The organism is Microbulbifer sp. JSM ZJ756, assembly GCF_044383805.1.
GTDB classification, from domain to species: Bacteria; Pseudomonadota; Gammaproteobacteria; order Pseudomonadales; family Cellvibrionaceae; genus Microbulbifer; species Microbulbifer zhoushanensis.
Map to the genome: position 1 here is coordinate 1 of NZ_JBISER010000012.1, position 27,000 is coordinate 27,000.

A 27,000-nucleotide genomic window follows, 5' to 3' on the forward strand; every position below is an offset into this window, starting at 1 on the left:
CCCTCTTGACCGCCTCTCTGCGAAACTCTTCCGTATACGCCTGAGCTCTCTTCTTACCCATGGTACACCTCCGTGTTAGGCCGAAACCTAACTATACAGGGTGTCTACTAATCGTGGGTAAGTCTTAGGTATAACGCCGCCAACACCGAGCGAGCGTTAGCGAGTCCGCGTGCTTGGCCTTGTTATGTGTTTTGTACAAAATGAGCTCGCAACCTTACGTGCGCCTCTTCAAACAATAGGGTAAAGCGAACAGACTCTCTACTACCCGAAACCAACTTGTAGTTGTTTGCCACTAGCTTGCCAAAATGCTCATCGAAATTACCAACCTCTCTGCTTTGATATTCCTTCTGAAACGCTTTGAAGAATTCTTCGTGTTCGCTAAACCTCTCTAAAGGCGAAAACTCGCAGATGTGCCATGGCTGATCAGATTCAAAAACCTTAAAGCTAGCAATTCGATTTCCTTTGTGCTCGAGATATATCATTTATAGATCGCTCTTAGCTCACAGACACATAACAGTTTATTAATAGGCGTGGCCATATCTGGGCATATGGTTACATCTGACCATCAATGCCTATATCTGGACATATATGCCCAGATATAACCATCCCCTGTATCCACATGCAAAAAAACAGGCGCCATTTGGCGCCTGTTTTGAGTTGCTGTTGTCATTCCCGGCGGAGCGGGCTCAGTCCTCGACCTCAACCCGGTCCACCTTCTGGAACCCACGCGGCAGCTTGTTGCCGCGCCGGCCCCGTTCGCCCAGGTAGTGGTCCAGTTCGGAGATCTTGATCCGGGTGTGACGCTTGCCGGCGTGAATGACCAGCTGGGCCTTGCCCTCGAGCACGGCCACGCCCACCACGATCTCATCGCGGCTGGCCGCACGGGCGGAGGGGATATTGACGATCTTGTTGCCCTTGCCTTTCGACAGCTCCGGCAGCTCGGAAACCGGGAATACCAGCATGCGGCCCTCGCTGGTGACGGCCGCCAGCAGTGCCTCGTCCGGGTTCTCGATGGCACAGGGCGGCAGCACCCGGGCATTCTTGGGCAGGGTCAGCATGGCCTTGCCCGCCTTGTTGCGGGACTGCAGGTCCCCGAGCTTGGCCACGAAACCGTAGCCGGCGTCGGAGGCCAGCAGCACGCGCCGGTCCTCTGCCCCCATCAGCAGGCCCTCGAAGGTGGCGCCGGAGGGCGGGTTGATGCGGCCACTCAGTGGTTCCCCCTGGCCCCGCGCAGACGGCAGGGTATGGGAGGCGATGGCGTAACTGCGGCCGGTGCTGTCCAGCAGCAGCGCCGGCTGGTTGCTCTTGCCGCGGGCGGCGAACTTGAAGCCGTCGCCGGCCTTGTAGTTGAGGGCCACCGGGTCGATCTCGTGGCCCTTGGCGGAGCGGATCCAGCCTTTCTCGGACAGCACCACGGTAATGGGGTCGGAGGTCAGCAGGTCCGCCTCGTTGAAGGCCTTGGCTTCCTCGCGCTCCACGATCGGTGAGCGACGGTCATCACCGAACTCGTCGGCGGCGGCCAGCAGTTCCTTCTTGATCAGGGTTTTCAGGCGACGGGCGCTGTCCAGGGTCTTGGTGAGCGTGTCACGCTCCTTTTCCAGCTCCGCCTGCTCGCCACGGATCTTCATTTCCTCGAGGCGCGCCAGCTGGCGCAGCTTGGTGTCGAGGATATATTCCGCCTGCACGTCGGTGAGTTCGAAGCGGTCCATCAGTTCCCGCTTCGGCTCATCGTGGGTGCGGATGATCTCGATCACCTCATCGATATTCAGGAAGGCCACCAACAGGCCCTGCAACAGGTGCAGGCGCTTCTCGACCTTGTCGAGGCGGAATTGCAGGCGGCGGCGGGTGGTGACGGTACGGAAGCTGAGCCACTCACCCAGGATCTTGTCGAGGCTCTTCACCTGTGGGCGCCCGTCGATACCGATCATGTTCATGTTGATGCGGTAGCTTTTTTCCAGGTCGGTGGTGGCGAACAGGTGGTTCATCACCTGCTCGGCATCCACACGATTGGACTTGGGCACGATCACCAGGCGGGTGGGGTTCTCGTGGTCCGACTCGTCCCGCAGGTCGGTGACCATGGGCAGTTTCTTGGCCTGCATCTGCTGGGCGATCTGCTCCAGCACCTTGGCGCCACTGGCCTGGTACGGCAATGCGGTGATGACGATATCGCCATCCTCCCGGTTCCAGATCGCACGCATCTTCACCGAGCCACGGCCGGTCTCGTAGACCTTGTGGATGTCGGCACGGGGCGTGATGATCTCGGCCTCGGTAGGCATATCCGGGCCCTGGATATACTCACAAAGCTCGGCCACGGTGGCCTTGGGGTTCTCCAGCAGCGCCACGGTGGCATTCACCACCTCGCGCAGATTGTGCGGCGGGATATCGGTGGCCATGCCCACCGCGATGCCGGTGGTGCCGTTCAGCAGGATATTCGGCACCCGCGCCGGCAGCACCGATGGCTCGTCCATGGTGCCGTCGAAGTTGGGCTGCCAGTCCACGGTGCCCTGCCCCAGCTCCGACAGCAGCACCTCGGAGTATTTGCCCATACGCGATTCGGTGTAACGCATGGCGGCGAAGGACTTGGGGTCATCCGGCGAACCCCAGTTGCCCTGGCCGTCGATCAGCGGGTAGCGGTAGCTAAATGACTGCGCCATCAGCACCATGGCCTCGTACACGGCGCTGTCGCCGTGCGGGTGATACTTACCGATCACGTCGCCCACGGTGCGGGCGGACTTCTTGTACTTGGCCGTGTTCTTGAGGCCCAGCTCGCTCATCGCGTAGACGATACGGCGCTGCACCGGCTTCAGGCCGTCGCCGATATTGGGCAGGGCGCGGTCGAGAATCACGTACATGGAGTAGTCCAGGTACGCCTTCTCGGTATATTCCTTCAGCGGCAGGCGCTCGGTCGCCTCGTAGACGGAGGGTTCAGTCATACAGCGTGAATCTCGTTATTCTGTCTGGGAGAGGCGGATTATGGCGAGGAATCGGGAAGGGTTCAAAGGCCGGGAGTAACTGTGGGCCTGGGCAACCCGTTTTTGGCACTTGCGGGGACAGCGATCACTGCCCCCGGGAAAGCCCATGGCGACCGCTTACATACGGACTTCGGCGGAGAACTGCAGCGTGCTTTCCACACCCTTGTCACCGTTGTAGCTGTAGTAGGCCAGGGAGCCCAGTACCCGGTCGGTGAACAGGAACCTTGCGAATGGCTTGATGTAGCTATCGCTCTCGATGCTGATATCCTCGCTGTAGCAGTCGGTACAGCTGGTGATGGTGCGGTCGATATCAAAGTATCGGTAACCGACGTTGACGCCAGCCTCGAAACGGTCGCTGAAGGAGTGCACCAGGCCGCCGTCGATATACAGCGAGCCGGCATCGATGCTCGAATCTTGCGTCCTCTGGTCGCCGGTTACGATATTCTCCACGTCCTGGGAGAACTCGTCCTCGTCATCAATAAAGAAAATGCTACCGCCGACAGAGAAGTTGAACATGCCTTTGCGACCGGCATAGCTGGCGCCGATTCCGAACCCGCTGTCGGCGATGCCATTGAGCGCGGCGGCATCGGCGTCGAGGCTGATGGTCTCGCCATGAAAGCCCCAGCTGCCCTGGTATACCGCACCGACTTCGGCGACTGGCTGTGCTGCCAGTGGCATGGCCACACCACCGGCGACAAGGATTGCAGCCAGTTTGCTGAGTTTGGACATAGTGATTACCCCAAGGTTATATAGTTAAAATAAGCGCCAATATTGAAACAAAAAATCACTTATGACTCAAAAAAAGAAATTTTTTTCCGATAACCCGGCATTGCGCCCCGACGCGCCAAGCGCTGTGTGTAGCCCCCGGACTCCCGGGCATGACAGCGGGAAATTACCTTGAAGGAGCAGCGTCTTTCCCTCGACCAGCTCTCCACCGACCTCCTGCAGCCCGCCTCCCTGGAGGTGGCGCCCGGCGAGATCATCTGCCTGTCCGGGGCCAGCGGCAGCGGCAAGACACGGCTGCTGAGGGCGATCGCCGACCTGGAGCCCCACGGCGGCACGGCCCGGCTGGGGCACCGGGCCCAGGGGGAAATGCGTGGTCATGCCTGGCGCCGCCAGGTGATGCTGGTGCCGGCCGAGAGCGCCTGGTGGTTCGATACGGTGGGGGAACACCTGCAACAACCGCAGCCCGAGGCGCTGGCCGCACTGGGCTTCAGTGATGAGGCGGGGGAGTGGTCGGTGGACCGCCTGTCGTCCGGCGAAAAGCAGCGCCTGGCCCTGGTGCGGGCCATGTCGTTCAAACCGGCGGCCCTGCTACTGGACGAGCCCACTGCCAACCTGGACCCCGACACCACCCGCGCCACTGAAAACTGGCTGGTGGAGTGCATTCACAAACGCCGCTTGCCGGCACTCTGGGTCGCCCACGACCAGGAGCAGATCGAACGCGTCGCCGACCGGCATTTCCATATTGCCGATGGCCGGCTGGAGGAGCGCTGAATGGAAGTGATTGACCTCTCCTGGTGGCAACTGGCGCTGGCCGCAGGACTGGTGGTGGTGCTGGCCACCTGTATTTACCTGGCCCGACTGGGCCTGGCCGGCTCACTGCTGGTGGCCGCCACACGCACGGCGGTGCAGCTGGCGCTGGTGGGCCTGGTACTGGAGGCACTGTTCTCCGTCGGCAGCCTGCTGTGGGTGGCGCTGATGGGGCTGGGTATGCTGTTGCTGGCCGGTCGCGAGGTGATGGCGCGGCAGCAGCGACGACTGCGCGGCGGCTGGAGCTTTACCATCGGCACCGCCGCCATGTTTGTCTCGGCATTCAGCGTTACCGTGCTCACCCTGGTGGCGGTGATCGGGCCCACGCCCTGGTACGAGCCACAGTACGCAATCCCGCTGCTGGGCATGATGCTGGGCAACACCATGACCGGCGTGGCACTGGGACTGGACCGCCTGACCGAGGGGCTGTGGCGACAGCGCCAGCTGGTGGAGAACCGCCTGATGCTGGGGGAAACCTGGTCCAGCGCCTGCGGTAGCATCCGCCGCGAAGCCATGCGCTCGGGGCTGATGCCGATCATCAACTCGATGGCGGCGGCCGGTATTGTCTCGCTGCCGGGCATGATGACCGGCCAGATCCTGGCGGGCACGGCGCCGGCACTGGCGGTGAAATACCAGATCCTGATCATGTTCACCATTGCCGCCGGCACCGGCTTCGGCACCTTTGTCGCGGTGAGCGTGGCTTCGCGCCGCCTGTTCGATCACCGCGAGCGCCTGCGGCTGGACCGGCTTACCAGCAGTACCGCCTAATCGCCGGGATCCTCTGTTTTTTTCACCCCCGGCAGGTGCTCCTTGGCCGATGTCACCACCCGCAGGGTGGTAAAGGTGAGCGCGCTGATCACGATGGCTATCTCCATGCGGCCCAGGGCCACCGACAGGCCGATGGCGCCGGTGGCCCAGAGGCTCGCCGCCGTCGCCGTGCCCTGCACACGCCCCTCGCCCTCGGACACGCTTTTCAGGATGGCGCCGCCGCCGATAAAGCCCATGCCGGTGATGATCCCCTCGATCACCCGGCCTTCGGCGCCGGTGGAGTCCAGCACCGCGAACCCCACCAGCGTGTAACCACAGGCGGCCACCGCCACCAGCGGGAAAGTTCGCAGGCCTGCAGAGCGCTCGCGCTTTTCCCGGTCCCAGCCGATGGGCAAAGCCAGCACATAGGCACAGGCCATATCAACCACGTGGTGCAATACCAGCTGCCAGTCGATATCCAGGAACTGCTGCAGCGCTTCCATGCGAATAAACCCCGGGCGGGACCGGATCAGGCGTCGATATCCGGATGGTCCTTGCGTGTCTTGTTGATCAGCCCGCCCTGTTTCAGGGTATCGATTTCCTCAGCGGAGAGGTTGTGTACCACGGTGAAGGTGTCGCCGCTCTTGCCATCCCTGACTTCCACCGGCTCACCCTCCTTCAGCTGGTCGGCAGGGTTGTCGATTTCCAGCTCGGCGTCCTGCTCCAGCCGGTCGTAATCCTCCGGTTTGTCGAACAGCAGCGGCAGCACACCGAAATTGATCAGGTTGCGCCGGTGGATGCGCGCCATGCTCTTGGCAATCACGCAACGCACACCCAGGTAACGGGGGGTAATGGCGGCGTGCTCGCGGCTGGAACCCTGGCCGTAATTCTCACCGCCGATCACAAAACTGTCGCCATCCAGGTCCATGGCACGGTCGTAAAACTGCTCGTCAATGCGCGAGAAGGTGTAGCGGCTGATCTCGGGAATATTCGAGCGCAGCGGCAGGATCTCGGCGCCGGCCGGGAGGATCTCGTCGGTGGAGACATTGTCGCCGGCCTTCAGCAGGATCGGGCCCTTCAATGTTTCCGGCAGCGGGTCAAAATCCGGTAGCGGCTGGATATTGGGGCCCTTGACCAGCTCCACTTCCACCGGGATTTCCTGCGGCGGCTGCAGCAGCGGGCGCATATCCGGCAGCTCATCGGGCTCGCTGAATTGCGGGTAGTCCATATCCATATCGCGGGGATCGGTGATCTCACCGCGCAGTGCGCTGGCGGTGGCCGTTTCGGGGCTGCAGAGGTAAACCTGGTCTTCCTTGGTGCCGGAGCGACCGGGGAAATTGCGCGGTACCGTGCGCAGGCTGATCTGGCCGCTGGCCGGAGCCTGGCCCATGCCGATACAGCCACCGCAACCGGTCTGGTGCAGGCGCGCACCCGCCTCGAGCAGTCGCGCCAGGTCACCCGTACGGCTGATCTCCTCCAGCAACTGGCGGGAAGTGGGGTTGATGTCGAACGAGACGCTCTCGTCCACATGTTTGCCCTCCACCATCCGCGCCGGTATCACAAAATCCCGCAGGCCCGGGTTGGCGGAGGAACCGATATAACTCTGGTAGATTGGCTTGCCCGCCACTTCGCTCACCGGCACCACATTGTCCGGACTGGAGGGGCAGGCGATCAGCGGCTCCAGCGAAGACAGGTCGATGGTCTCTTCCTCGTCATAGGTAGCCCCCTCGTCGGCCTTCAGCTCGACAAAGTCGTCCTCGCGCTGCTGCTGGCGCAGGAAGGCGCGTACCGTTTCATCGGCAGGGAACACGCTGGAGGTGGCGCCCAGTTCCTGGCCCATATTGGCAATCACGTGGCGATCCATCGCCGTGAGGTTCTTCAGGCCAGGCCCGTAATATTCGATGACCTTGTTGACCCCGCCCTTGACCGAATGCCGGCGCAGCATTTCCAGGATAATGTCCTTGGCGCTGACCCAGGGTGGCAGTTCGCCCTCCAGCTTCACCCCCATGATTTTGGGCATGGTGACGGAGAACGGCATACCCGCCATGGCCAGGGCCACCTGCAACCCGCCGGCGCCAATCGCCAGCATGCCCATGGAACCAGCGGCACAGGTGTGGCTGTCGGACCCCAGCAGGGTCTTGCCGGGCACCCCGAAGCAGGACATATGCACCGGGTGGCTGACACCGTTGCCCGGGCGCGAGTACCAGGCGCCGAACTTGCGACAGGCGCTCTGCAGGAACAGGTGATCGTCGGCGTTCTTGAAGTCTGTCTGCAGCAGGTTGTGGTCGACATACTGCGCCGACACCTCGGTCTTGACCCGCGGCAGCCCCAGCGCTTCGAATTCGAGCATCACCATGGTGCCGGTGGCATCCTGGGTCAGGGTCTGGTCGATCTTAAGTTCGATCGGCCTGCCCGGTTCCAGGGTGCCGCTTTCCAGGTGTGACTCGATCAGTTTCTGGGCGAGGTTCTTCGGCATGTTGGCGTCTCCCTTTGATGAGCGCTTGCGCTGCAGATTTCTGCCACTTGGCAGGTATTGCCACAATCGGGAAAACCCGCAAAGTGGATCGCACGTCAATAAACTGCATTCACATGAACGGCTTTTCAACCATAGCTGGCAATTGGGTTTTCCAATCCCGGCAATTGCCGCGCACTATCTGTGGACGGCCGGGTATTCAACGCCCGCGCGCCCCTAACTGGAAAACTCCACCCGCGGCTCGTCGAAATCCCGGCCGTTGTAATCGGGCGCGCACTGGATAAATTCATCGGCGGAAATACCGGCCTCAATCAGGAACCGGGCCACCGTGCGACTGCGCCGGCGCGCCAGGCGTTCCAGTTCCTCCAGTTTTTCAATCGGCGGGTACCGGTACAGTGTTTCCCGTGTCCGGCGACTGTGCCACATGGGTGGCGTGGTCTGCGGGTCCAGTGCGTGCCAGTCGCGGGCATTCGCAATGCCGCAGATACCGGGACGCGCCTCCGGTCTTTCCTGCAGGGTTTCCACAACCTCGTCGAGCTGCCGCCTGGCGGCATCATTCAGCTCGGCGCTGCCTGGCGCAAATTCAATCGGGTCAAAGTCCACTGCCATCAGGCGTTGCCATGCCAGTTGCCCCAGGCTGTAAAAGCCCAGCGGGGTAAAATAGCTGAACAGGGCCTCGAGAATGGCGCGCTGCAACAGCTCGCTGAAAATAAAGCTGAAGGAAAAACTCGGGTCGTAGAGGTTGCCAGTCACCGGCATGGTGAAGCGGACATCGCCCTTCCCGTCCCGCAACAGGTAGAGAGCGACGTTCAGGGGAATCATTGATTCTTCCACCGACAGCTGATCGCTGTCACGCACCCGGCGCACCCGTATTTTATTCAGGCGCATGTCTGCCACCGCGTCCACCTTGTTTTCGTGGATGATGATATCGACAACAGCATCCAGCTGGCCCTGCAGGATTTTATAGCCCAGCAGGTTGGCCATATACGGCGTGGCGGGAATCAGGTTGGCGTTGGCGATGCTGGCAGTCAGGCTGGCATTCCATTTTTCTGTCGCCAGGTAATCGAGCGTACCCGCCAGCTGCAGCTCGCCATAGCCGCCGGGACGGCCTTTCAATACGATCGTGGCCGGGTCGTCCTCGGGATAATTGCCGGCATTTTCCAGCTTTACGTAGATCTGGCGGATAGGCAGCCGTGCGCGGAACTGCCCCTGCCGGTCGAGCCAGGTAAAGCGTCCTCCCTGCAGGGTGGCGTGATGCAGCCGGTAACGGAACGGCCGCCGTTCCGCGGTAGCGGGCTCGGGTTCGCCCTCCACTCCCAACAGCTTCCCGAATCGCTCTTCAATCGGGAAGTCGCCTCCCTTGTCGCGGAACAGGATCAGCTTGGGCCGCTCGATCTCAAGATCGCTGATCTCCAGCGCGTTGGCTGCAGTTGAATAGGTTACCTGCTCCGCCCGCAACTGCCGCACCTCACTGTCCCAGCCATGGCGCTTGAATTCGGGCGCCTCCTCGTGGCGCCCCAGGAATCCCAGCTCACTGGCCTCCAGCCACGGTATCCCGATTTCGCCTTCACGCAGTACTGCTTGCGCGGTATGGATCTCGGTGGCCCGCACCAGCTCCCGCCCATCGGTGCCGAGTACCAGCAACTCGTTGGCATCAAGCTTTGCCAGCTGCAGGTATTGGTCCCCGGCCCGGTAACTGCCGTCGACATCCAGCCGCCCGAGGGTAAAGCAGTGGTGGATCGGCGCCACGTACCCCCTCGGCAGGCAACCGGAGATGGTATCCAGTAACAGGCCATCGACCGCGAAGAGGCCTTCGCCAAGATACACACGGTCGGCGCCCAGGGAGTCAAACAGCAGCAACCCGGAAGGCAGCCCGGACGGGAAACCGTCCTGGGTGAACCGGCCCTCCCCCACTGTCAGGCCGTAAATGGTACTGGCACCGTTGGCCGGGTCGACGCCCCGCCGCTCCACGCGGATCTCACCCAGCTGGTAGCAGGGGGTCAGGCCGGTACCCGGGAACCAGTCTGCGGAGAGACACCCACTGGCTCCCGCCAGGCTGATAAAGGGCGACTCCCCCCCATAGCTCAGCTGGTCCAGTCGCAGCTGCCGGATTTCCAGCGGCCGCCCGGCGCGGCCACTGATTACCAGACCGTCCAGCTCGATGGCGCCATCGCTGCCGAATGGCCCCGCCAGCGACAATTGTTGCCGGCCCGGCAGGGACAGGCTGCGCAGGCGGATACAGGGTTCGGTGGCCGGGGGTTCCAGCGCCTCCGCCACTTGCTCCACCGCCCGCGCAACAGGACCCGTATCACAGCCGACAAAGCCGCCCAACCGGAAATCGGTGACGGACAGCTCTGTCCCGCCGCTCCAGCGCAGCCTTTGCCAGCCCAGTTGGTCCACGCCAAAACGGGCGAAATCACCGCCTTCCTGCCAGAGCCGGATTGGCTCCGGCTGTAGCGCTGCCAGTTCCACCATTGGCGCCGCGGCGCCCAGGCCGATGCGGCTGACACCGGTGAACTCGAGTCGCGGCGCCACGATGCAGTCGCCGACCCCGCGCGCCCGCACGGCCGGCGGCAAGAGCTCGCGCATGCCGCAGGCCTGCACTTCCCGCAGCTCCAGGTTGCGCAGCAACAGCGCCTCCTCATCCAGCCCCAGCTCTGCCACGCGCGCCGACTCGAACCGCCACAGCGGCCGGGCCACCGGCGATGTTTTCATCACCGTTTCCCCCAGTCGCAATTCGGCTGCGTCGTCACTGCCCTGCAGCCTCACATCGTCGACCGAACCACAGCGCGGCAATCCCGGCCGCAGGGAGACACTCTCCGGCAGGCAACCGTGGACTTCTGCCACTGCCACGTCCTGCGCACGTAACCGGTCGGGCATCTTGTCCGGCCGCGACCAGTCGAGCTTCAGCAAGCCGACACGGGCGTCTTCAATCCCCGCCAGGTACTCATCTTCGGCACCCAGCAGCCGCGCCTGTCCCAGCCGGGATTCACCCAGGTCCATGGCCAGCTGGCGCGCGTCGGCGCGAATGCTGAAGCTGTTCCCCAGGGCCAGGTCTTCCAGCCGGGCGCATTCCGCCGTGTTCCCGGTGTCGCGACTGCCCTTCCGCGGCCGGCAACCGCGGGCCGCCTCCAGGGACATGCCGGGCAGTTCCACCAGGCGCGGCCCGGCGGCAGGCAAAAGGACCTTCGCAGCCGGTATCTCCAGCGCCTCCAGGTAGAGGAGCTCGCGCCCGCCGCGGGTGGTGGCAAGTACCCGCTCCGCACTGGTATCGCCGGCCTGCAGTAACAGGCCGCCACCCCAGGCCAGGCGCAGTTCGCTCTCCTGCTCGAGTTTGTCCATCTCGAAACAGGTGGGCATCCCGGCGGAATTGCGATAAAGCAATACTTCCCAGGCCGGCGGCAGGCACCCCTGTAATTGCGCCAGCGTGAATTCCTCCACCTTCAGGTTGGGGTTATCAAGGCTTGTAGTGCCGGGGCCGTCCGGCTCTTCCGTCCCATCGGCTTCACGGCGCGAGCGCGCCAATTCTTCCGGCAGCAGGCCCTTTTCTGCCCCGATTGCGAATTCGCCATCACCAGCCGGGCTTCCCGGCGACGCACCTCCCCCGGCGCGCCCCGTGCCAGGACCAGTGGCCCTCTCCCCGCCCGCCAGGCGCAACATTGCCGGCCCCCCGTGCAGGCCGGTGAGCAGCAGGCCGGTGGGCTGGTGCAGGCCGTCGGCCAGCAGCAGTCGTTCCAGCACCAGCTCGCCCGCCACCAGGTATCCCGCTTCGCCGCCCTGCCAGGCAAAGCTGCCGCGTCCCTGCAGGTGCTGTGCGCGCCCGCAAAGGGGGCGCAGGTCTTTCGGCAATGCAGCATCGGGGACACAACCCGACAGGTGTGCCAGCGAGAAATCCTGCACCAGGTAGGGCGTCTCGCCACCCAGCAGGTTAAGCCGCTGCCAGCGCAATGCCTCCAGCTCGAGCAGTTGCTTCTGCTCCCCACGACGACCCGCTGCCGGCTTCTGCCACAGTTGCAGCTGCCCCAGGCGCAGGGGGCCACTGCTGGCACCCAGGGGCAGGTCCCGGGTGCTGTCGGGGAAGCGAAAACCGAGTCGCTCCGGGGTTTTCAGGCCCGCCAGCCGACCGCAATAATCCGGTATCCCCCACAGTCGCCCGGGCAGGCAGCCGCTGGCACTTTCCAGCTGGAAGGCGTCCAGGGACAGGCGGCGTGACTTGCCACGGTATTCCAGGGAGGAGGCGAAAACACTGTGGGCAGTGAGTGGGTCGTTGTTGGCACCAGCGACATCCAGCAGTTGTACCTGCCGCAGGTCCACCGGGCCACCGTGGATCACCAGGCGGTTCTGCCAGTCGATAGTGGTGGGGTCGGGCAGGTTCATACTGCCGGCGCGCACGCAGTAGTGCATCCCCGGCCGGCGCCACGCCGGCGGACACCAGTCGAACGCGGTGGCACCGCCCTGCTGCCAGGCGAGCGCGCTTGCGCTGCGGGAGTATTCCATCTGGTTGATGTCCAGGGTTTCCGCGCGCCAGTCGGGCCAGCGCCGGTCACTGCGGCGCAGGATCACGCCCTGGCCGTTGCCACGCAGCCAACCGACCTGCGCGCCGGACCCGAAACTGAAAGACAGGTCGCCCTCCAGCTGTAACCGGCGGGCGATGCCACAGTGCCCGATGATGCGCCCGAAGGCGGGGAAGGCATCGGCCCATTCCTGCGGCAGGCAACTGCCAAAACGATCCGCCACCAGTTCCACGGCAGTGATGCGGGTACCGGGCCGGGCAAACAACGCATCGGTCAGGTCAAGCCCTACCAGTACCGTATGGATCGACCGGGAACCCTGTTCACGCACCAGTAGGTCACGCGCCGACAGTTTCCCGGCAGCCACTTCGACCTGCAGGGGGGTGTCGCCCTCGCGGTGTAGTGACAGCCGCCAGTCCTGTGCCGACAGGCGACTGAATTGCAGGCAATTGGGTTTCTTCCAGGCTTCGCGGGCGCGATAACAGAGCTGGCTGTCACGGATATAGAGCTGGTCGATCAACAGCTGAAAATCCCGGTCGCGCTTTTGCCCGCCCTCGCCCAGGTCCCAGCCGGCGACTTCCCAGATGCGCCGCACCTGCTCTCCCGGTCGCGATTCCAGGTCGAACTCAACACCATCCAGCCAGGCGCGCTGGAAATGCATACGGCGCCGCAGCAGCTGCCACCAGCTGTAATCGAGCATCAGTTCGCGGGCACGCAAACCGCGCCCCTCGCGATTGCGCAATTCCACACCGTGGATTTCCACACGCAGGTCGGCAATCGACAGGTGCAGGTAACCGATGTCGGCGCGGTAACCCCGCTGCTCCAGCCAGGTTTCCAGGCGCTGTTCCAGCACCATGGCCAACACCAGCTGAAGCAGGCCCGTTACCACGACAATTCCCACCACCAGCCATAGCAGGCGCGCGACATGATCGGGACTTTGCTGGGCGGACTGCTTTGGCATTATTGATGACACTGGCGCGGGAGCAATGAATTTGGTGCAAGCGCTAACCGCACTTGTGCCCGGTAATTAAAGACCAGCGCCACGATTTTTTTTGGCGGCTGTCGCCGGCTTTCGCCATAATGCGCCCGACTTCCATGCGAATTCGGATCGAACAGATAGACTGTCTATCTCAACCAACCACTCACCCGGGTTTCCCGGCGAGCGATCATGCAACAGAACCCTGATTACCAGGACATCGTCCTTGTCGGCGGCGGACACTCCCACGCCATTGTCTTGCAGATGTGGGCCATGAACCCCCTGCCCGGTGTGCGCCTGACCCTGGTGTCCCCCGACGTACAGACAGCCTATTCCGGCATGCTGCCGGGGCTGGTGGCAGGCCACTACCAGCTGGACGAAACCCATATCGACCTGGTGCGCCTGTGTCGCGCCGCGGGCGCCCGCTTTATCCGTGCCCGTGCACGCCGTATTGACCCGGTCAGCCGACGCATCTCCCTGGAGGGCCGCCCGGAGCTGGAATACGACCTGGTTTCACTGGATATCGGCGCCGGCCCAGCCCGCAACCTGCCGGGTGCCCAGCGCGCAGTGCCGGTAAAACCCATCAACCGCTTCCACCATTTCTGGCAGCAGCTGCAGCAGCGTGTACTGAAGAGCCGCGAGCATATCCGTATCGGTGTGGTGGGTGGCGGCGCCGGCGGCTGCGAGCTGGCCATGGCTATTGCATGGTCGCTGGAAGAACAGATCTATACCGGGCGGGTCGAGGTGCACCTGGTCCATGGCGGTGCGCACCTGCCCGACGGCTACCCGCTACTGGCACGCCGGCTGGTAGCGGGTGAACTGCGCCGGCTGGGAGTTACCGTGCACCGCAACTGGCGTGTGCAGGCGGTCACCGACGAGGGCCTGGTCAGTGACGACGATCGCACCCTGGCACTGGATGAAATTGCCCTGTGCACCAATGCGGGGGCCCACCCGTGGCTGGCCGACTGCGGCCTGGCGCTGGATGAGCGGGGTTTTGTCCGTGTCGACGAGAACCTGCGCGCCGAAGGCTTTGACAATGTGTTCGCCGCCGGCGACACCGCCAGCTTCGTGCCGTCACCGCTGCCCAAGGCCGGTGTCTACGCGGTGCGCCAGGGCCCGGTGCTGTTCCATAACCTGCGCGCCGCGGTAACCGAGCGTCCCCTGCGGGCCTTCCGGCCCCAGCGCGATTTTCTCAGCCTGCTGTCCTGCGGCGACCGGCGCGCGGTGGCATCCCGCAACGGCCTGGCCCTGGCGGGAGGATCCCTGTGGCGCTGGAAAGACCATATCGACCGTGCGTTTATGCGCCGCTTTGCCGAGTTACCGGTGGACATGGACCGCGACGGCGGACGGCAACTGTTCCGCCGCCGCCCCGAGGCGGTGCGCGAACGCGGCGGCGCCGCCCTGTCACAGATGCGCTGTAACGGCTGTGGCGCCAAGGTGGGTGCGGAGATCCTGCAGCGGGCACTGCAGCAACTGCCGCGCCAGCAGTCGCAGTTCCTGCTGCGCGGCGCCGGTGACGATGCGGCGGTAATGGAGCTGCCCCCCGGCCAGCTGCTGGTGCAGAGCTCGGACCAGCTGCGGGCGCCCATCGACGACCCGTGGATCTTTGGCCGCCTGGCGACCCTGCACGCACTGTCCGACCTGTTTGCCATGCATGCACGGCCCGTGACCGCGCAGCTGCTGGCCACCCTGCCGGTAGCAGCACCGGAACTGGTGCAGCGTGACCTGCAGCAATTGCTCGACGGCGCCATCTACGAACTCAACCGGCACGACTGCGCGCTGGGCGGCGGCCACACCGCCGAGGGTGCCGAAATGCAACTGGGCCTGACCGTCAACGGGCTCGCCGATGCCGGCCAGCTGCTTGAAAAGACCGGTGCCCAGGTGGGCGACCAGCTGATACTCACCAAGCCCCTGGGCATCGGCGCGGTACTGGCCGCGGAGGGCGCCGGTGCCGCCCACCCGCGCTGGGTGGAGCATGCACTGGCAACCATGCTGACCAGTAACGCCGGTGCCGCGGATGTGTTCGGGCGCTATGGCACCCATGCCCTCACCGACGTCACCGGCTTCGGCCTGCTGGGCCACCTGCTGGAAATGCTGGCCGGCCCGCCGGCGTGTGGTGCGTCACTGGTGGCGGAGGAGCTGCCGCTGGTCGAGGGAGCCGCCGACTGTGTCGAAGCGGGCTGGTTATCCAGCCTGCATCCCCAAAATGCGCGCTTTTACGACCGGGTGCAGAACCCGCGTGCCTGGCAGCCGCTGCCACACTGGGCGCTGCTGGCGGACCCGCAGACCTGCGGCGGCCTGCTGGCTGCGGTACCGTCGGACCGGGCGGGCGACTGCCTGCGCGAGCTGCACCGCGTAGGCTGCACCGATGCGACCATCATCGGCAGTGTGACGGAGATAACCGGTGACCAGCCGATTACCCTGCAGCGGGCCGGCGAGCAATCCCGCCCAGTCCCCCGCGCGGAGAACGCTGAGCCGGTACGCGCCTGACCGGCTCCCGCAGTGGCACGCGCCAGCGCGGCATTGCCAAGCCGCTGCCGGCGCGAGATACTGCGCCCATAACTAATCAGAATCAGGTCTTCACAGTTGGGGAGTCGAATTCAAAAACGACACAGGAAGACCATCCATGAAGCAGATCGTAATCGTCGGCGGCGGTGCCGGGGGGCTACAGCTCGCCACCCGTCTCGGGCACTATTTCAATCGTTCGCTACTGCCCGGCCGCACCCGGAAAAATCCCGCCGCCCGGGTAACCCTGGTGGACCGGAACCGCACCCATATCTGGAAACCCCTGCTGCACCAGGTGGCCACCGGCTCGATTGACACCGGCCTCGACGCACTCAATTACCAGGTACATGCCCGCAAGAACCAGTTCAACTTCGAGCTGGGCAGCCTCGAGTCTGTCGACCGCGAGCGCAAGGTTATTACCCTGTCACCGGTTATCGACGAGGATGACCACGAGCTGGTTCCCGCGCGGGAGCTCGAGTACGACTACCTGGTGCTGGCCCTTGGCAGCCAGAGCAATGACTTCAACACGCCGGGGGTGCGCGAACACTGCGTCTTCCTCGACAGCAGTGAGCAGGCTCGCCGCTTTCACCGGCTGCTGCTGGACCGGTTCCTGCAGCTGGAAACCCGCACCACCGAGCGCCTGCAGATTGCCATTGTCGGCGGCGGAGCCACGGGCGTGGAACTGGCGGCAGAACTGGTGGATGCCGCAGAGCAGATGGGACGCTATGGCAAGATCGACAGCGATGCACTCCAGATTACCCTGATCGAGGCGGGAGACCACCTGTTACCGGCCCTGCCCGCACGGCTCGGCAACAACGCCGAACGGGAACTGCAACGCCTGGGTGTACGGGTCATAACCGGCTGTGCGGTAGCCGAGGCGTCGGCCGACGGGCTGACCACTGCAGACGGCGAGAAAATCCCGGCGGCCATCCGTGTCTGGGCAGCGGGCGTCAAGGCGCCGGACTTCCTTTCCCGCCTCGATGGCCTGGCCACCAACAAGCTCAACCAGATTGAGGTTTCACCAGAGCTGGTATCGGATACCGACCCGGACATCTTCGCCATAGGCGACTGTGCCGGCTGCCTGGATGCCAGGAATTTCCGCGTGCCACCCCGGGCGCAATCCGCGCAACAGATGGCTGGCGTGGCAGAGCACAACCTGATTGCCAGGGTTGAAGGAAAACCCCTGCGGGCATTTCGCTACAACGACCGGGGGTCGCTGGTATCCCTCAGCAAGCACACCGCGGTGGGCAACCTGATGGGAGCGCTGGTCAAAGGCAGCCTTACCATCGAGGGACGCGTTGCCGGGCTCGCCTATCGCTCGCTGTACCGCATGCATCTCGCTGCCGTGCACGGCTGGGCAAAAGCCATGGTGATCTACCTGGTGGGACAGGCCAACCGCTTTGTAAAACCGCGCATGAAGCTTCACTGAGCCGCGGCCCGGCCAACCCGTTTTCGGGTACTCCGGGCCCAATACCGGTTTTCCACGCAACTGATCCAGAGCCGGGCATTGCCAATGCGCTACCAGAATATCGTTGTACTGACCGGGGCTGGAATTTCCGTGGAATCCGGCCTGCAGACATTCCGCGGCGGCGACGGGTTTTGGGAAAACCATCGCCTGGAAGATGTGGCCACCCCGGAAGCCTTCGCGCGGGACCCGCAACTGGTGCAGGCTTTCTACAATGCCCGGCGCCGGCAACTGCTGTCGCCGGCAGTCGCCCCGAATCCGGCACACCAGGCCCTCGCGGAGCTTGAACAGGCCTGTACCGGAAATTTCCTGCTGGTCACCCAGAATATCGACGACCTGCACGAACGCGCCGGCAGCCGCGCGCTGGTGCATATGCACGGGGAGCTGCTGAAGATGCGCTGTAGTGCCAGCGGCCGGTTGTTCCCCCTCCGCGGCGATCTCACCGTCGATATGCCCTGCGCATGCTGCCACCGCACCGGCACCCTGCGCCCGCATGTGGTCTGGTTCGGGGAAATGCCCCTGCAGATGGATCGCATCTACGATGCACTCTCACGCTGCGACCTGTTTATCAGCGTTGGCACTTCCGGCAATGTCTATCCGGCAGCAGGCTTTGTTGAATATGCCAATCTGGCCGGTGCCCGCACAGTAGAAGTCAACCTTGAACGCAGCCGTCTCGGCAATGCCTTTTGCGAGCACCGCTACGGTAAGGCGTCCAGCACTGTTGGCGAACTCATTGGCGAGATACTGGACAGGCAGGAGTAAGGGAAAGGGAAATGGAAAGGGGAATATCGAACGTAAAAAAACCGGGCAGAAACCTTCTGCCCGGTTTTTCTCAGGTAATCAGATCTTCCACTCTTTCACTGTTTCCAGCCCGTGCTCTTCAATCCACTGGTTCAGCTGCTTCGGGTTGCGCTTTTTCTTTTCCACGGTTCCGCCGGTGTAAGGATTGCGGTAATGGCCAACTTCCAGCTTGGGCTCGCTGGCCTTGCCGTTGGCAGCCTTACGCCCACGCTTCGGTGCCTCGCCATTACGCTTCAGCGAGCGGGCCACGCGCGCCTTCAGGGTCTGCACATATTCCGGTGCATCCTCATCATCGAGCTGGGCCACGAGCCAGTTCACAATGGCCTCACCACGGGCGACAAAGAACTCCTCTTCGTCCATCTGGTATTCAGCCGACAGGTTGACCAGCGCTTTATCGAAAGCAATTACACCGTCTTTTTTGCGTTCCGCCCGGGCCATCTGCTCCTGCAGCTCCTCTATTTTTGCCTGGTGCTCGGCAATCTGCTGCTCAATCTGGTCAAACTCCTGAAACATTCACTCCACCTCGACTCTTGCAATATTGATAGTGCTTGCTGGGACAATTCCTGCGCTGCCAAAACGCTGCGGGCTGACTGGGATCATGCACGCACTGGCAGGAAACCAGGAATCTATTAAACAAATAAAATTTTTTAATACTTATTTATGTATTACCACCATACCGTCGCCGTTATTTTTACTTTCCCAGGGCATGGGCATATAACCCCGTAAAGGTTTCCAGCCAATCGATACTGGCGCACCTGAACGGGAAAAACGACGGTTAAACGGAGTGTTATTACCAGCCCCGGGGCTGTACGGAACCAAAAAACAGATTCCAGGCACAATTCCGAATAAAGGTTGGATAACTCGTTGCATCAATTATATACATTCCGGCCGCTGGGGTGTTGCGCGGCGGGGGGCAGAATAATAAGCCCTCCCCCCTAAATATCAACTGGTATTGCCTGCCTCACGGGATAACCACAGCCATAAAGAATCAATATTCCAAAAACATCAGGTAAGCCTTACTTTTTGTTCTAATACTGCGGTGGCGCACAGTTCATCTGTTTGGCCCTGCCGATCCCATGGCCTATGCTACTTGGGCTGGAAAAACCCGGGGGCCCATATGTCAAAACCGCATGATATTCACCAGATACCCACACTCGCTGCAGTCATGACGCCTTTTCCGTTACATATTGATATCAATGCCACGGTTGAGGCGGCACTGGAAATGATGGAAGAGCACGAGGTCCACCACCTGCCGGTAACCCGGGATGGAGACCTGGAAACGATTATCTCGCGGGGCGATATAGAGCGCGCCAACGCTCCGGGACACCGGCTGGAGGAGCAACAGCTGTATGTACACGACCTCTGTGCCCGGCGCCCCTATATTGCCGATATCCACGACCCCCTGGACCGGATCCTGACGGCCATGGCCGATACCGGCATCGGCTCGGTGCTGGTAATGCGCGAGGGCGAACTCGCCGGCATCGTCACGGTAACCGATGTATTGCGCTTCTGCGGCAAATTCCTGGCGGAGCTGGCGCAACCGGTAGACGATTCCATCGCCTGAATACCCGCACCATTGGCAGGGTCAGAGCGGCCAGACCCACAACAGCATAGGTACGCTCACCAGTATCACCAGGATTTCCATGGGCAGCCCCATCTGCCAGTAATCGCTGAACTTAAAGCCACCGGGCCCCAGGATCAGCGTATTGTTCTGGTGCCCCACCGGGGTCAGGAAGGCGCAGGATGCGCCGATCGCCACCGCCATCAGGAAACTGTCGGGGTTCACCTGCAGCTGGGCCGCGGCACTGATGGCGATCGAGCACATCACCGCGGCGGTGGCGGCATTGTTCATGAAGTCCGACAGGGTCATGGTTACCACCAGCAGGATCACCAGGGTAATCACTGCGTTACCCTGGGCAATATTATCCAGCAGCACTCGAGCGATCAGGTCCGCGGCGCCGGTCTGCTCCATTACCTCCGCCACGGTAATCAGTGCCCCCAGCAACACAATTACCGCACCGTCCACAGACTCGTAGACGCTGCGCAACGGCATCACTTTCAACGCCATAAAAGCCAGCACGCAGGCCGAAAACGAGATCGCCGCGGGCAGCAGGCCGAAGGCCGCCCCCGCCACCGCGAGCGCCATGGCCACCAGGGCGACCACGGCTTTTTCCTTGTTGGGGATACTGATATCCCGCTTGGCCAGGGGAACACAGCCCTGCTCCGCAGCGAAAGTATTCAGGCTGTCGTCGGTGCCCATCATCAGCAGCGCGTCACCGGGCCGCAGCGGGGTCGAGCGCAGGCGCCGGACCGAGCGACGCCCCTGGCGGGACAGCGCCAGCAGGTTGATTTCATAGCGGGCCGGCAACCGCAACATACGCGATGTACGGCCGGTGAGTGGCGAATCCGGCATTACTACCAGTTCCCGCAGCTGGATATCGTCGGCGGTAGAGCGCTCTTTGTCCTTATCTTTCTCTTCCTCATCGCCGCTCTCCCGGTGACGGCTCTTCTTTTCCTTCTTTTCCCGGCGCTGTTCCTGCTTCTTGTCCTGGGCATCCTCCTCTTCCGGGTCTGCCGCCAGGCGCAAACCCAGCTTCGAAACCGACGTGGTCAGCGCCTCCGGTTCCGCCTCCATGATCAGGATATCCCCGCTACGGATGCGTTGCGCCGGCGTGGCCGGGGAGACCCGGGTGTCGTTATGCACCACCCCCACAACCTGGGCATCCTCCTCTTCCAGCATCTGCGAGATTTCCCACAGGGTTTTCCCATCGGCGGCGCTTTTCTCCTCCACCAGCGCCTCGGTCAGGTAGGTACCGGTGTCAAAGGTGGCGGCCCCCGCCTGGGTGCGGGACGGAACCAGGCGCCAGCCGATCAGCGATACAAACGCCACGCCCACCAGTGCCACCACCAGGCCTACCGGGGTGAAATCAAACATACCGTAACTGCCGGCACCGGCGCTGTCGCGAAAGCCCGATACGATCAGGTTGGGCGGGGTGCCGATCAGGGTGGTCATGCCCCCCAGGATGGTGCCGAACGATAACGGCATCAGTACCTTGCCCGGTGGCAGCTTGTTACGCTCGGCCACATCCGCTGCCACCGGCATCAACAATGCCATGGCGCCGACGTTGTTCATAAAGCCGGACATCAGCGCCCCGACCGCGGTCAGCGCAGCGATGATTGCGGTTACGCTGCCGCTCCTGGGGATCAGCCGTTGGGCCAGGACATCCATGGCGCCAGTGCTCTGCAGGCCGCGACTGAGGATCAGCACACAGGCAACGGTCACCACCGCCGGGTGGCCAAAACCATCGAAAGCGTCCTCCGGCGCCACCAGCCCCGTCACCACACAGGCGAGGAGCGATCCCAGCGCCACCATGTCATGGCGCCAGTTCGCCCAGATAAACATGGCGATGGTAATGCTGAGAATAATGAAGAGCGTGAGCTGGTCGAGCGTCATGGGAAGCCGGCGTCCGTGGCAACCTGGTCCTGTGGAAATCCTCTTTTCAGGTTACACTCACGCCGCCTTGAGAGGAGTCATGATTTGCGCCACAACACCGACAACTACCGCCAGCTGTTCCTGGATGACATCCCGCTGATGGATGTGCGCGCCCCGGTGGAATTTGCCCGCGGCGCCTTCCCCACCAGTGAGAACCACCCCCTGCTGGACGATCGCCAACGGGAGGCGGTGGGTACCGAGTACAAACAGGCCGGCCAGCAGGCCGCGATCGACCTGGGCTGGACCCTGGCCACCGACGAGGTCCGGGCCGAGCGCCTGGCCGCCTGGCGCGGGTTTATCGAGCGCCACCCCAATGGCTACCTGTACTGCTTCCGCGGCGGGCTGCGCTCGCGCACCGCCCAGCAGCTGCTGCGCGAGGCCGGCATTGACTACCCGCTGGTCGAGGGCGGCTACAAGGCGATGCGCACTTTCCTGATCGAGGAGCTGGCGCGCCAGTGCGCGCGCCTGTCCTTTGTGGTGTTGAGCGGCCACACCGGGTCCGGCAAGACCGAGCTGCTGCAATATGCCCACCGCGCGGTGGACCTGGAGGGGATTGCCCGGCACCGGGGATCATCATTCGGCCGTACCAGCCTTCCCCAGCCTTCGCAGATCGACTTCGAGAATGAACTGGGTATCGAACTCCTGAAGCTCGGCGAGGGACAGGGACCGGTTTTCCTGGAGGACGAAAGCCGCCTGATCGGGCGCTGCGCGCTGCCGGTGATATTGCGCCAGGGTATGCATGTAGCGCCGCGGGTGCTGGTGGACGAGCCGGTGGAGGACCGCGCCCGGCGGATCGTGCGCGACTATGTCAGCACCGCACTGACCCGCTTCGCCGACGCCGATGAAGGACCGCACACAGCCCTGGGGGAAGAATTACGCACCAGCCTGGCGCGCCTGCGCAAGCGCCTGGGCGGCCTGCGCCACCAGCAGCTGGACGAACAGCTGGCTGCCGCCAATGCCGAGCTGGCCCGCAGCGGCAACAGCGACGGCTATATCCCGGTGGTGATGTCGCTGCTGAGCGAGTACTACGACCGCGCCTACGATCACACCATGCAGAAACATGCCGGCACTGTGCTGTTCCGCGGCACTTATGCGGAAGTGGCTGAGTGGCTGGCATCCCGCCCCGGTGAGTGACGCCGCCGGCAATTGACCTTGCAGTACCTCTCAGGAGCTGGGGGAAGTGCGGGTCAGCTGGAAGCGCCGCGCCAGTATCCGGTCGCGCAGCCGCCGGGGCAGCCAGCGCGCCATCCACGGCAGCATTCGACTGCGGTTGCCGATCCGCACCAGGCGCCGGGGGCGCTTGCGCAGCAATTCCTTCACCAGCTGCCGCGCCATTTCCCTTGCCAGGGTGGCGTTGTGCTGGGACTCCTGCGCGCGCGCGCGCACTGCATCTTCCTGTCGCTTGTACCAGGAGTCCGGCGCCAGTAACCCGCGCAGGGAAACCTCCGCATGGCGGCCAAATTCGGACGCAATCGCACCCGGCTGCACCGTCATCACGCGGATGCCAAAGGGCTTGAGCTCCAGTCGCAGCACATCGGACAGCGTATGCAGTGCCGCCTTGGAGGCGCAGTAGGCGCCCGAAAAGGGCGTCGGCAGGACACCGGACACCGAACCGATGTTGCAGATCAGGCCGCGACGGGCCGAGCGCATCAACGGCGCACAGGCACGGATCAGGGCCATGGGAGCAAAGACATTGGTGCGGAACTGGTTTTCCAGCGCACGGGTATCGAGTTCGATCAGCGGTCCCATCTGGCCGTAACCGGCATTGTTGATGAGGATATCCAGGCGACCGTAAGCGGCCTTGAGCGCATGCACCACGCGATTGATGTCGGCCTGGGAGTTGACGTCCAGTGCCTCGGTGGCAATGCCCATGTCCGCGAGCTCCTGCAGGCTCTCCGGGCGTCGCGCGGTGGCGATCACGATGGTGCCGCGGCGGTGCAGGGCCAGGGCCAGCTCGCGCCCGATACCACTGGAACAGCCGGTGATCAGCGCAACCCGGTCGGGTACCACGTAGCCGCGGCCGATCTGTACCAGGCTTTCGGCGGCGAAGCCGGCATCCGATGGGCGATAACTCGAGACAGGGGGTTTATTCACTGGTCGCGGCTCCATGGTTCCTGCTCTGCACCGGCGGCTGCCGGCGCCCGCTCGCGGAAATGGGGGTTCTCGATCAGGCCGAAGATATTACCGAATGGATCGAGGAAGCTGGCCATCCGGATGCCGTCCCCCACATCCACGGTCTCCCCGTGCTGGCGGGCCCCGAGGGTGTTCAATCGCTCCACCTCGGCAGCGATATCGGTGACCCCCCAGTAGGCGATCACGCCATCGGCGCGGCTGGTGACACTGCGGGCATCGGGGTTGAGGCCCAGTTCGAAGCCACCGACGTCGAAGCCCACGTAACCCTCGCTTTCGAAGTAGGGTTCCAGTTCCAGCACCTGGGTATACCAGCCCCGCGCCTCCGCAAGTTCCGAGACGCCGTAAACTACAGTGCGCAGACCGAGAAACTGTCCCATCCTGAGACCCCTGTTATCGTTATCTTCTCCGCTGGCCGGCAACCCGCAGACCCGGTCCGGTTGATGCCGGCGCCACCAGGCCTGTAAGGCTGTTACTGCAGCTCCTGTTCCAGCTGCTCCAGCAGGTCGAGCGGTTCCAGCTCAATTCCTTCCAGCTCGCCGTTCCAGTTGATGCCCACCAGCAGCACGTCGTCGTGCATGCCGGTCAGCCAGTCATCCATAAACTCTTCCAGGTCGACTGCCACCACCCGGTAGCCGGCCCAGTCGCCGGAAATATGTACCTCGGCGAATTCCCGCTGCGACCAGAAGGGCATCACATCCGTTTCCGGATATTTTTCCGACGCGCACAGTGCGAAACCCTCCTCGCCCTCCAGGGCCCAGACACAGCCCTGCCCAGCGGCTTCCGGCAGGAAGCGCGCGCAGTTGTCTTCAAAATCATTGCTCAGGGGTTCGACTTGCATGGCAGCGGTACCTTGGAATTCGATGGCAGTTTACGCCAGATTCGCGCAAGGCACCAAAGACAACATGGCGCAGGGGACCGGCACGAAACGGACTCACAGTACCAGCCGGTGGCCGTTGTCCCGCAACCAGCGCCGCTGCTCGCGGTAATCCGGGCAGACACTTGCCACGAGCGCCCAGAAGTCCGGGCTGTGGTTATGGTGCCGCAGGTGGCACACCTCGTGCGCCACCAGGTAATCCACCACCATTACCGGCGCAAGGCACACCAGCCAGTTGTACTGCAATTCGCCACGCAGGGTACAGTGCCCCCATTTGCTGCGTGTGCGCCGTACCCTTACCGAGCTGAAGCGCAATCCCAGCCGCGCCGCCACTTCAGCCGAGCGCTGCTGGAACTGCGCCAGTGCCTCGCGCTGGTAGAGCCGCTGCAGGGCGGCCTGCAATTGTTGCGCGTCGGGCTCGCGCGCGCGGGTATACAGGTAGATGGCATCATCGCGTATACCGGCGTCTGCCGGGCGCGCGGCGCGCAACAGCGGCAGTCGGCCTCCCAGCCAGGGGAATGCCTCACCGAAGGCAAAACGATGCCGGGGAATTTCCGCCGCGCGCTGGCGCGCCTGCAGCAACTGGGCACGCACCCAGTGGATATTTTCCTGCAGGAAGCGATGGCCGTGGCGCGCCGCGCAGCGCTGCGGTATCCGCACTTCCACGCCGGCCCCGGCCAGCACCAGGCCCAGGCGCTTGCGCCGGGGCGAGCGCACCAGCCGGTACGGCACTTCCTCGAATACGTACTGCCCGGCGTCGATCATCGGTCGCCGTGGGGCAGAACGGCCATGGTGATACGGGAGATACAGTTGAGCTTGCCCGCCGGGTCGGTAATGCGGATTTCCCACACCTGGCTGCTGCGGCCAATGTGTACCGGGCGCGTGGTGCCGGTAACCACACCCTCCGCCACCGGGCGCAAGTGATTGGCGTTGATCTCCTGGCCGACGCAGTAGAACTTTTCCCCATCCACTACCAGGTTGGCGGCAATGGACCCCAGTGTTTCCGCCAGCGCCACACTGGCACCCCCGTGCAGGATACCGAACGGCTGGCGCGTGCGCCGGTCCACCGGCATGGTGGCGGTCAGGTAATCGTCACCCAGCTCGGTGACTTCAATGCCCACGTGCGCCGGCATACAGCCGCTGCACATCTCGTTCAGCTCTGCCAGGGAGACTTCCCGGTGCCAGATACCCATACAAACTTCCTCAGTACCAGAAATTGACGCCAGGGGCGCCGAACCGATGCAGTTCCAGGTCCAGCATTCGCAGCTCGCGGCGCAGGGACCGGCGACGCATTTGCAGCACCTGGACTTGCTCCTCGGACTCCGCCGAGCGCAGCGCGGCGCGGACCGAATACAGCTCATCCCGCAGGTATTCGTGGCGGCTGACCAGCTGGCGGTACTCCTGTTCCACCCGGTAGAGCGCCAGCCCACGTTCATACTCTTTCAGGAACAGGTCGGCGGTGGGACCGGTGCACACGCCCTGGTAATTGCGCCCACGGCGCCCCTGGGAAAAACCATTTGCCGCGGTGCAGTATTCCTCCACCCCCTCCTCGTGGCCGCGCAGCCAGGCCTCACTGTCCACCCGCACACCGTAATGCTGGCACTCCTGCGCCATTTCGAAGACCTTTGCCTGGCCGACACCGCGGCTGCCATCCTGGACGCCCAGCTCATACCAACTGCCCGCGCGGCACTGCTCCTCGGAAATCACCGCGCAGCCGGACAGCAGCACCGGCACCAGGGCGGCGGCAGGGATCAGCAGGCTCTTCAGTCTTATCATGATTGGCCTCTCGATTGACCACGCGGCACGCGGTCCTGTCATTGGCTTACTGCATTGCCCTGAATCGCTTTCGCGGGCACATCAGCCGAAGCGCTTGTCCGCGACAAAGGGGTTGGTCTCGCGCTCGTGGCCAAGGGTCGACATGGGGCCGTGGCCCGGAATAAAGCGCACGTCGTCACCCAGCGGCCACAGCTTCTCGCGGATAGACCGGACAAGGGTGTCGTGGTCACCGCGGGGAAAATCGGTACGGCCAATGGAGCCCGCAAACAGCACATCCCCTACCAGGGCCAGCCGGCTGCCGGGATGGAAGAAGATCACATGGCCCGGCGTATGGCCGGGGCAGTGGTGCACCTCCAGCGTCTCCTCACCCACGGTGACGGTGTCGCCCTGCTCCAGCCAGCGATCCGGGGTAAAGGTCTCCACCGGAGGGAAACCGAACATCTGGGTCTGCACCGCCAGCTGCTCGATCCAGAAAGCATCCTCGCGCTGCGGACCCTCGATGGGCAGCTGCAGCTGCGCCGCCAGCGCGGCGGTACCACCGACGTGGTCCAGGTGCCCGTGGGTGAGCAGGATCTTCTCCAGTTCCAGGCCACGCTCTTCCACCGCCGCCAGGATACGCTCGATATCGCCGCCGGGGTCGACCACCGCGGCGCGCTTGCTGTCATTGCACCACAGCAGCGTGCAGTTCTGCTGGAAGGGCGTGACCGGGACGGTATGAAACTGCAGGGACATAGGAGTAAA

The 27,000-nt window shown here is 63.4% G+C and carries 21 protein-coding genes; 7 read left to right on the top strand and 14 right to left on the bottom strand.

What is annotated here, in order from left to right; translation table 11 throughout:
- Positions 1-686: 686 nt before the first annotated feature.
- Both parC and ACH6CX_RS16875 read right to left on the bottom strand, forming a co-directional pair.
- The gene (parC, locus tag ACH6CX_RS16870; RefSeq protein ID WP_233006417.1) at positions 687-2,933 is read right to left on the bottom strand and encodes a DNA topoisomerase IV subunit A; all 2,247 of its coding nucleotides are present in this window, start codon (positions 2,931-2,933) and stop codon (positions 687-689) included.
- A gap of 156 nt (positions 2,934-3,089) precedes the next feature.
- Complete coding sequence (locus ACH6CX_RS16875; RefSeq protein WP_233006418.1) at positions 3,090-3,701, bottom strand: hypothetical protein; 612 nt, start codon at positions 3,699-3,701, stop codon at positions 3,090-3,092.
- 168 nt (positions 3,702-3,869) lie between these two features.
- On the opposite strand from ACH6CX_RS16875, the gene ACH6CX_RS16880 reads away from it, so the two are divergent.
- Positions 3,870-4,469 (top strand): ATP-binding cassette domain-containing protein, encoded by a 600-nt coding sequence (locus tag ACH6CX_RS16880; RefSeq protein ID WP_233006419.1) that lies wholly within the window; start codon positions 3,870-3,872, stop codon positions 4,467-4,469.
- Positions 4,470-5,273 carry an ABC transporter permease gene (locus ACH6CX_RS16885; protein WP_233006420.1) on the top strand — a complete coding sequence of 268 codons (804 nt, stop codon included), beginning with the start codon at positions 4,470-4,472 and terminating at the stop codon, positions 5,271-5,273.
- On the opposite strand, the gene ACH6CX_RS16890 is transcribed toward ACH6CX_RS16885, so the two are convergent.
- From ACH6CX_RS16890 to ACH6CX_RS16900, 3 genes are all read right to left on the bottom strand, one after another.
- Positions 5,270-5,755 (bottom strand): MgtC/SapB family protein, encoded by a 486-nt coding sequence (locus ACH6CX_RS16890; RefSeq protein WP_233006421.1) that lies wholly within the window; start codon positions 5,753-5,755, stop codon positions 5,270-5,272. The genes ACH6CX_RS16885 and ACH6CX_RS16890 overlap by 4 nt on opposite strands.
- 26 nt (positions 5,756-5,781) lie before the next feature.
- Positions 5,782-7,728: an aconitate hydratase gene (locus ACH6CX_RS16895; protein WP_233006422.1), complete on the bottom strand. Its 1,947-nt coding sequence runs from the start codon at positions 7,726-7,728 to the stop codon at positions 5,782-5,784.
- A gap of 213 nt (positions 7,729-7,941) precedes the next feature.
- Complete coding sequence (locus tag ACH6CX_RS16900) at positions 7,942-13,197, bottom strand: DUF748 domain-containing protein (protein ID WP_396676002.1); 5,256 nt, start codon at positions 13,195-13,197, stop codon at positions 7,942-7,944.
- 207 nt (positions 13,198-13,404) lie between these two features.
- Here ACH6CX_RS16900 and selD point away from each other — a divergent pair, with 207 nt between their 5' ends.
- From selD to cobB, 3 genes are all read left to right on the top strand, one after another.
- On the top strand, positions 13,405-15,702 hold the full coding sequence (gene selD / locus ACH6CX_RS16905; RefSeq protein WP_233006424.1) for a selenide, water dikinase SelD: 2,298 nt from the start codon (positions 13,405-13,407) through the stop codon (positions 15,700-15,702).
- Between the two features lie 136 nt (positions 15,703-15,838).
- Positions 15,839-17,146 (top strand): NAD(P)/FAD-dependent oxidoreductase, encoded by a 1,308-nt coding sequence (locus ACH6CX_RS16910; protein WP_233006425.1) that lies wholly within the window; start codon positions 15,839-15,841, stop codon positions 17,144-17,146.
- Positions 17,147-17,230: 84 nt separating this feature from the next.
- The gene (gene cobB / locus ACH6CX_RS16915) at positions 17,231-17,944 is read left to right on the top strand and encodes a Sir2 family NAD+-dependent deacetylase (RefSeq protein WP_396676005.1); all 714 of its coding nucleotides are present in this window, start codon (positions 17,231-17,233) and stop codon (positions 17,942-17,944) included.
- Positions 17,945-18,022: 78 nt separating this feature from the next.
- On the opposite strand, the gene ACH6CX_RS16920 is transcribed toward cobB, so the two are convergent.
- Positions 18,023-18,496: a hypothetical protein gene (locus ACH6CX_RS16920; protein WP_233006427.1), complete on the bottom strand. Its 474-nt coding sequence runs from the start codon at positions 18,494-18,496 to the stop codon at positions 18,023-18,025.
- A gap of 604 nt (positions 18,497-19,100) precedes the next feature.
- Between ACH6CX_RS16920 and ACH6CX_RS16925 the strand changes: the two genes are divergently transcribed.
- Complete coding sequence (locus tag ACH6CX_RS16925) at positions 19,101-19,547, top strand: CBS domain-containing protein (protein WP_396676007.1); 447 nt, start codon at positions 19,101-19,103, stop codon at positions 19,545-19,547.
- A gap of 21 nt (positions 19,548-19,568) precedes the next feature.
- Here the strand turns inward: ACH6CX_RS16925 and ACH6CX_RS16930 are convergent, their stop codons facing one another.
- Positions 19,569-21,437, bottom strand: coding sequence for an SLC13 family permease (locus ACH6CX_RS16930; RefSeq protein ID WP_233006429.1), 1,869 nt, complete (start codon positions 21,435-21,437; stop codon positions 19,569-19,571).
- A gap of 84 nt (positions 21,438-21,521) precedes the next feature.
- Between ACH6CX_RS16930 and mnmH the strand changes: the two genes are divergently transcribed.
- Positions 21,522-22,610, top strand: coding sequence for a tRNA 2-selenouridine(34) synthase MnmH (mnmH, locus tag ACH6CX_RS16935; RefSeq protein WP_233006430.1), 1,089 nt, complete (start codon positions 21,522-21,524; stop codon positions 22,608-22,610).
- Positions 22,611-22,640: 30 nt separating this feature from the next.
- On the opposite strand, the gene ACH6CX_RS16940 is transcribed toward mnmH, so the two are convergent.
- From ACH6CX_RS16940 to ACH6CX_RS16970, 7 genes are all read right to left on the bottom strand, one after another.
- Complete coding sequence (locus ACH6CX_RS16940; protein ID WP_233006431.1) at positions 22,641-23,570, bottom strand: SDR family oxidoreductase; 930 nt, start codon at positions 23,568-23,570, stop codon at positions 22,641-22,643.
- Entirely contained in the window at positions 23,567-23,986 is a 420-nt protein-coding gene (locus tag ACH6CX_RS16945; protein ID WP_233006432.1) for a VOC family protein, read from the bottom strand. The genes ACH6CX_RS16940 and ACH6CX_RS16945 overlap by 4 nt, the downstream gene beginning before the upstream one ends.
- Positions 23,987-24,078: 92 nt before the next feature.
- Positions 24,079-24,447, bottom strand: coding sequence for a DUF2750 domain-containing protein (locus ACH6CX_RS16950; RefSeq protein WP_334078602.1), 369 nt, complete (start codon positions 24,445-24,447; stop codon positions 24,079-24,081).
- A 93-nt stretch (positions 24,448-24,540) separates the two neighbouring features.
- On the bottom strand, positions 24,541-25,248 hold the full coding sequence (locus tag ACH6CX_RS16955; RefSeq protein ID WP_233006434.1) for a M48 family metallopeptidase: 708 nt from the start codon (positions 25,246-25,248) through the stop codon (positions 24,541-24,543).
- The gene (locus tag ACH6CX_RS16960; RefSeq protein WP_233006435.1) at positions 25,245-25,676 is read right to left on the bottom strand and encodes a hotdog fold thioesterase; all 432 of its coding nucleotides are present in this window, start codon (positions 25,674-25,676) and stop codon (positions 25,245-25,247) included. The genes ACH6CX_RS16955 and ACH6CX_RS16960 overlap by 4 nt, the downstream gene beginning before the upstream one ends.
- A 10-nt stretch (positions 25,677-25,686) precedes the next feature.
- On the bottom strand, positions 25,687-26,259 hold the full coding sequence (locus ACH6CX_RS16965; protein ID WP_233006436.1) for a DUF2799 domain-containing protein: 573 nt from the start codon (positions 26,257-26,259) through the stop codon (positions 25,687-25,689).
- An 81-nt stretch (positions 26,260-26,340) separates the two neighbouring features.
- The gene (locus ACH6CX_RS16970) at positions 26,341-26,991 is read right to left on the bottom strand and encodes an MBL fold metallo-hydrolase (RefSeq protein WP_334078601.1); all 651 of its coding nucleotides are present in this window, start codon (positions 26,989-26,991) and stop codon (positions 26,341-26,343) included.
- Between the last annotated feature and the right edge of the window lie 9 nt (positions 26,992-27,000).

What these genes read in the sequence shown, in the direction of transcription:
- parC (WP_233006417.1), bottom strand. Translation starts at nt 2,933, where the DNA reads ATGACTGAACCCTCCGTCTACGAGGCGACCGAGCGCCTGCCGCTGAAG.
- ACH6CX_RS16875 (WP_233006418.1), bottom strand. Translation starts at nt 3,701, where the DNA reads ATGTCCAAACTCAGCAAACTGGCTGCAATCCTTGTCGCCGGTGGTGTG.
- ACH6CX_RS16885 (WP_233006420.1), top strand. Translation starts at nt 4,470, where the DNA reads ATGGAAGTGATTGACCTCTCCTGGTGGCAACTGGCGCTGGCCGCAGGA.
- ACH6CX_RS16890 (WP_233006421.1), bottom strand. Translation starts at nt 5,755, where the DNA reads ATGGAAGCGCTGCAGCAGTTCCTGGATATCGACTGGCAGCTGGTATTG.
- ACH6CX_RS16895 (WP_233006422.1), bottom strand. Translation starts at nt 7,728, where the DNA reads ATGCCGAAGAACCTCGCCCAGAAACTGATCGAGTCACACCTGGAAAGC.
- ACH6CX_RS16900 (WP_396676002.1), bottom strand. Translation starts at nt 13,197, where the DNA reads ATGCCAAAGCAGTCCGCCCAGCAAAGTCCCGATCATGTCGCGCGCCTG.
- selD (WP_233006424.1), top strand. Translation starts at nt 13,405, where the DNA reads ATGCAACAGAACCCTGATTACCAGGACATCGTCCTTGTCGGCGGCGGA.
- ACH6CX_RS16910 (WP_233006425.1), top strand. Translation starts at nt 15,839, where the DNA reads ATGAAGCAGATCGTAATCGTCGGCGGCGGTGCCGGGGGGCTACAGCTC.
- cobB (WP_396676005.1), top strand. Translation starts at nt 17,231, where the DNA reads ATGCGCTACCAGAATATCGTTGTACTGACCGGGGCTGGAATTTCCGTG.
- ACH6CX_RS16920 (WP_233006427.1), bottom strand. Translation starts at nt 18,496, where the DNA reads ATGTTTCAGGAGTTTGACCAGATTGAGCAGCAGATTGCCGAGCACCAG.
- ACH6CX_RS16925 (WP_396676007.1), top strand. Translation starts at nt 19,101, where the DNA reads ATGTCAAAACCGCATGATATTCACCAGATACCCACACTCGCTGCAGTC.
- ACH6CX_RS16930 (WP_233006429.1), bottom strand. Translation starts at nt 21,437, where the DNA reads ATGACGCTCGACCAGCTCACGCTCTTCATTATTCTCAGCATTACCATC.
- ACH6CX_RS16945 (WP_233006432.1), bottom strand. Translation starts at nt 23,986, where the DNA reads ATGGGACAGTTTCTCGGTCTGCGCACTGTAGTTTACGGCGTCTCGGAA.
- ACH6CX_RS16950 (WP_334078602.1), bottom strand. Translation starts at nt 24,447, where the DNA reads ATGCAAGTCGAACCCCTGAGCAATGATTTTGAAGACAACTGCGCGCGC.
- ACH6CX_RS16955 (WP_233006434.1), bottom strand. Translation starts at nt 25,248, where the DNA reads ATGATCGACGCCGGGCAGTACGTATTCGAGGAAGTGCCGTACCGGCTG.
- ACH6CX_RS16960 (WP_233006435.1), bottom strand. Translation starts at nt 25,676, where the DNA reads ATGGGTATCTGGCACCGGGAAGTCTCCCTGGCAGAGCTGAACGAGATG.
- ACH6CX_RS16965 (WP_233006436.1), bottom strand. Translation starts at nt 26,259, where the DNA reads ATGATAAGACTGAAGAGCCTGCTGATCCCTGCCGCCGCCCTGGTGCCG.
- ACH6CX_RS16970 (WP_334078601.1), bottom strand. Translation starts at nt 26,991, where the DNA reads ATGTCCCTGCAGTTTCATACCGTCCCGGTCACGCCCTTCCAGCAGAAC.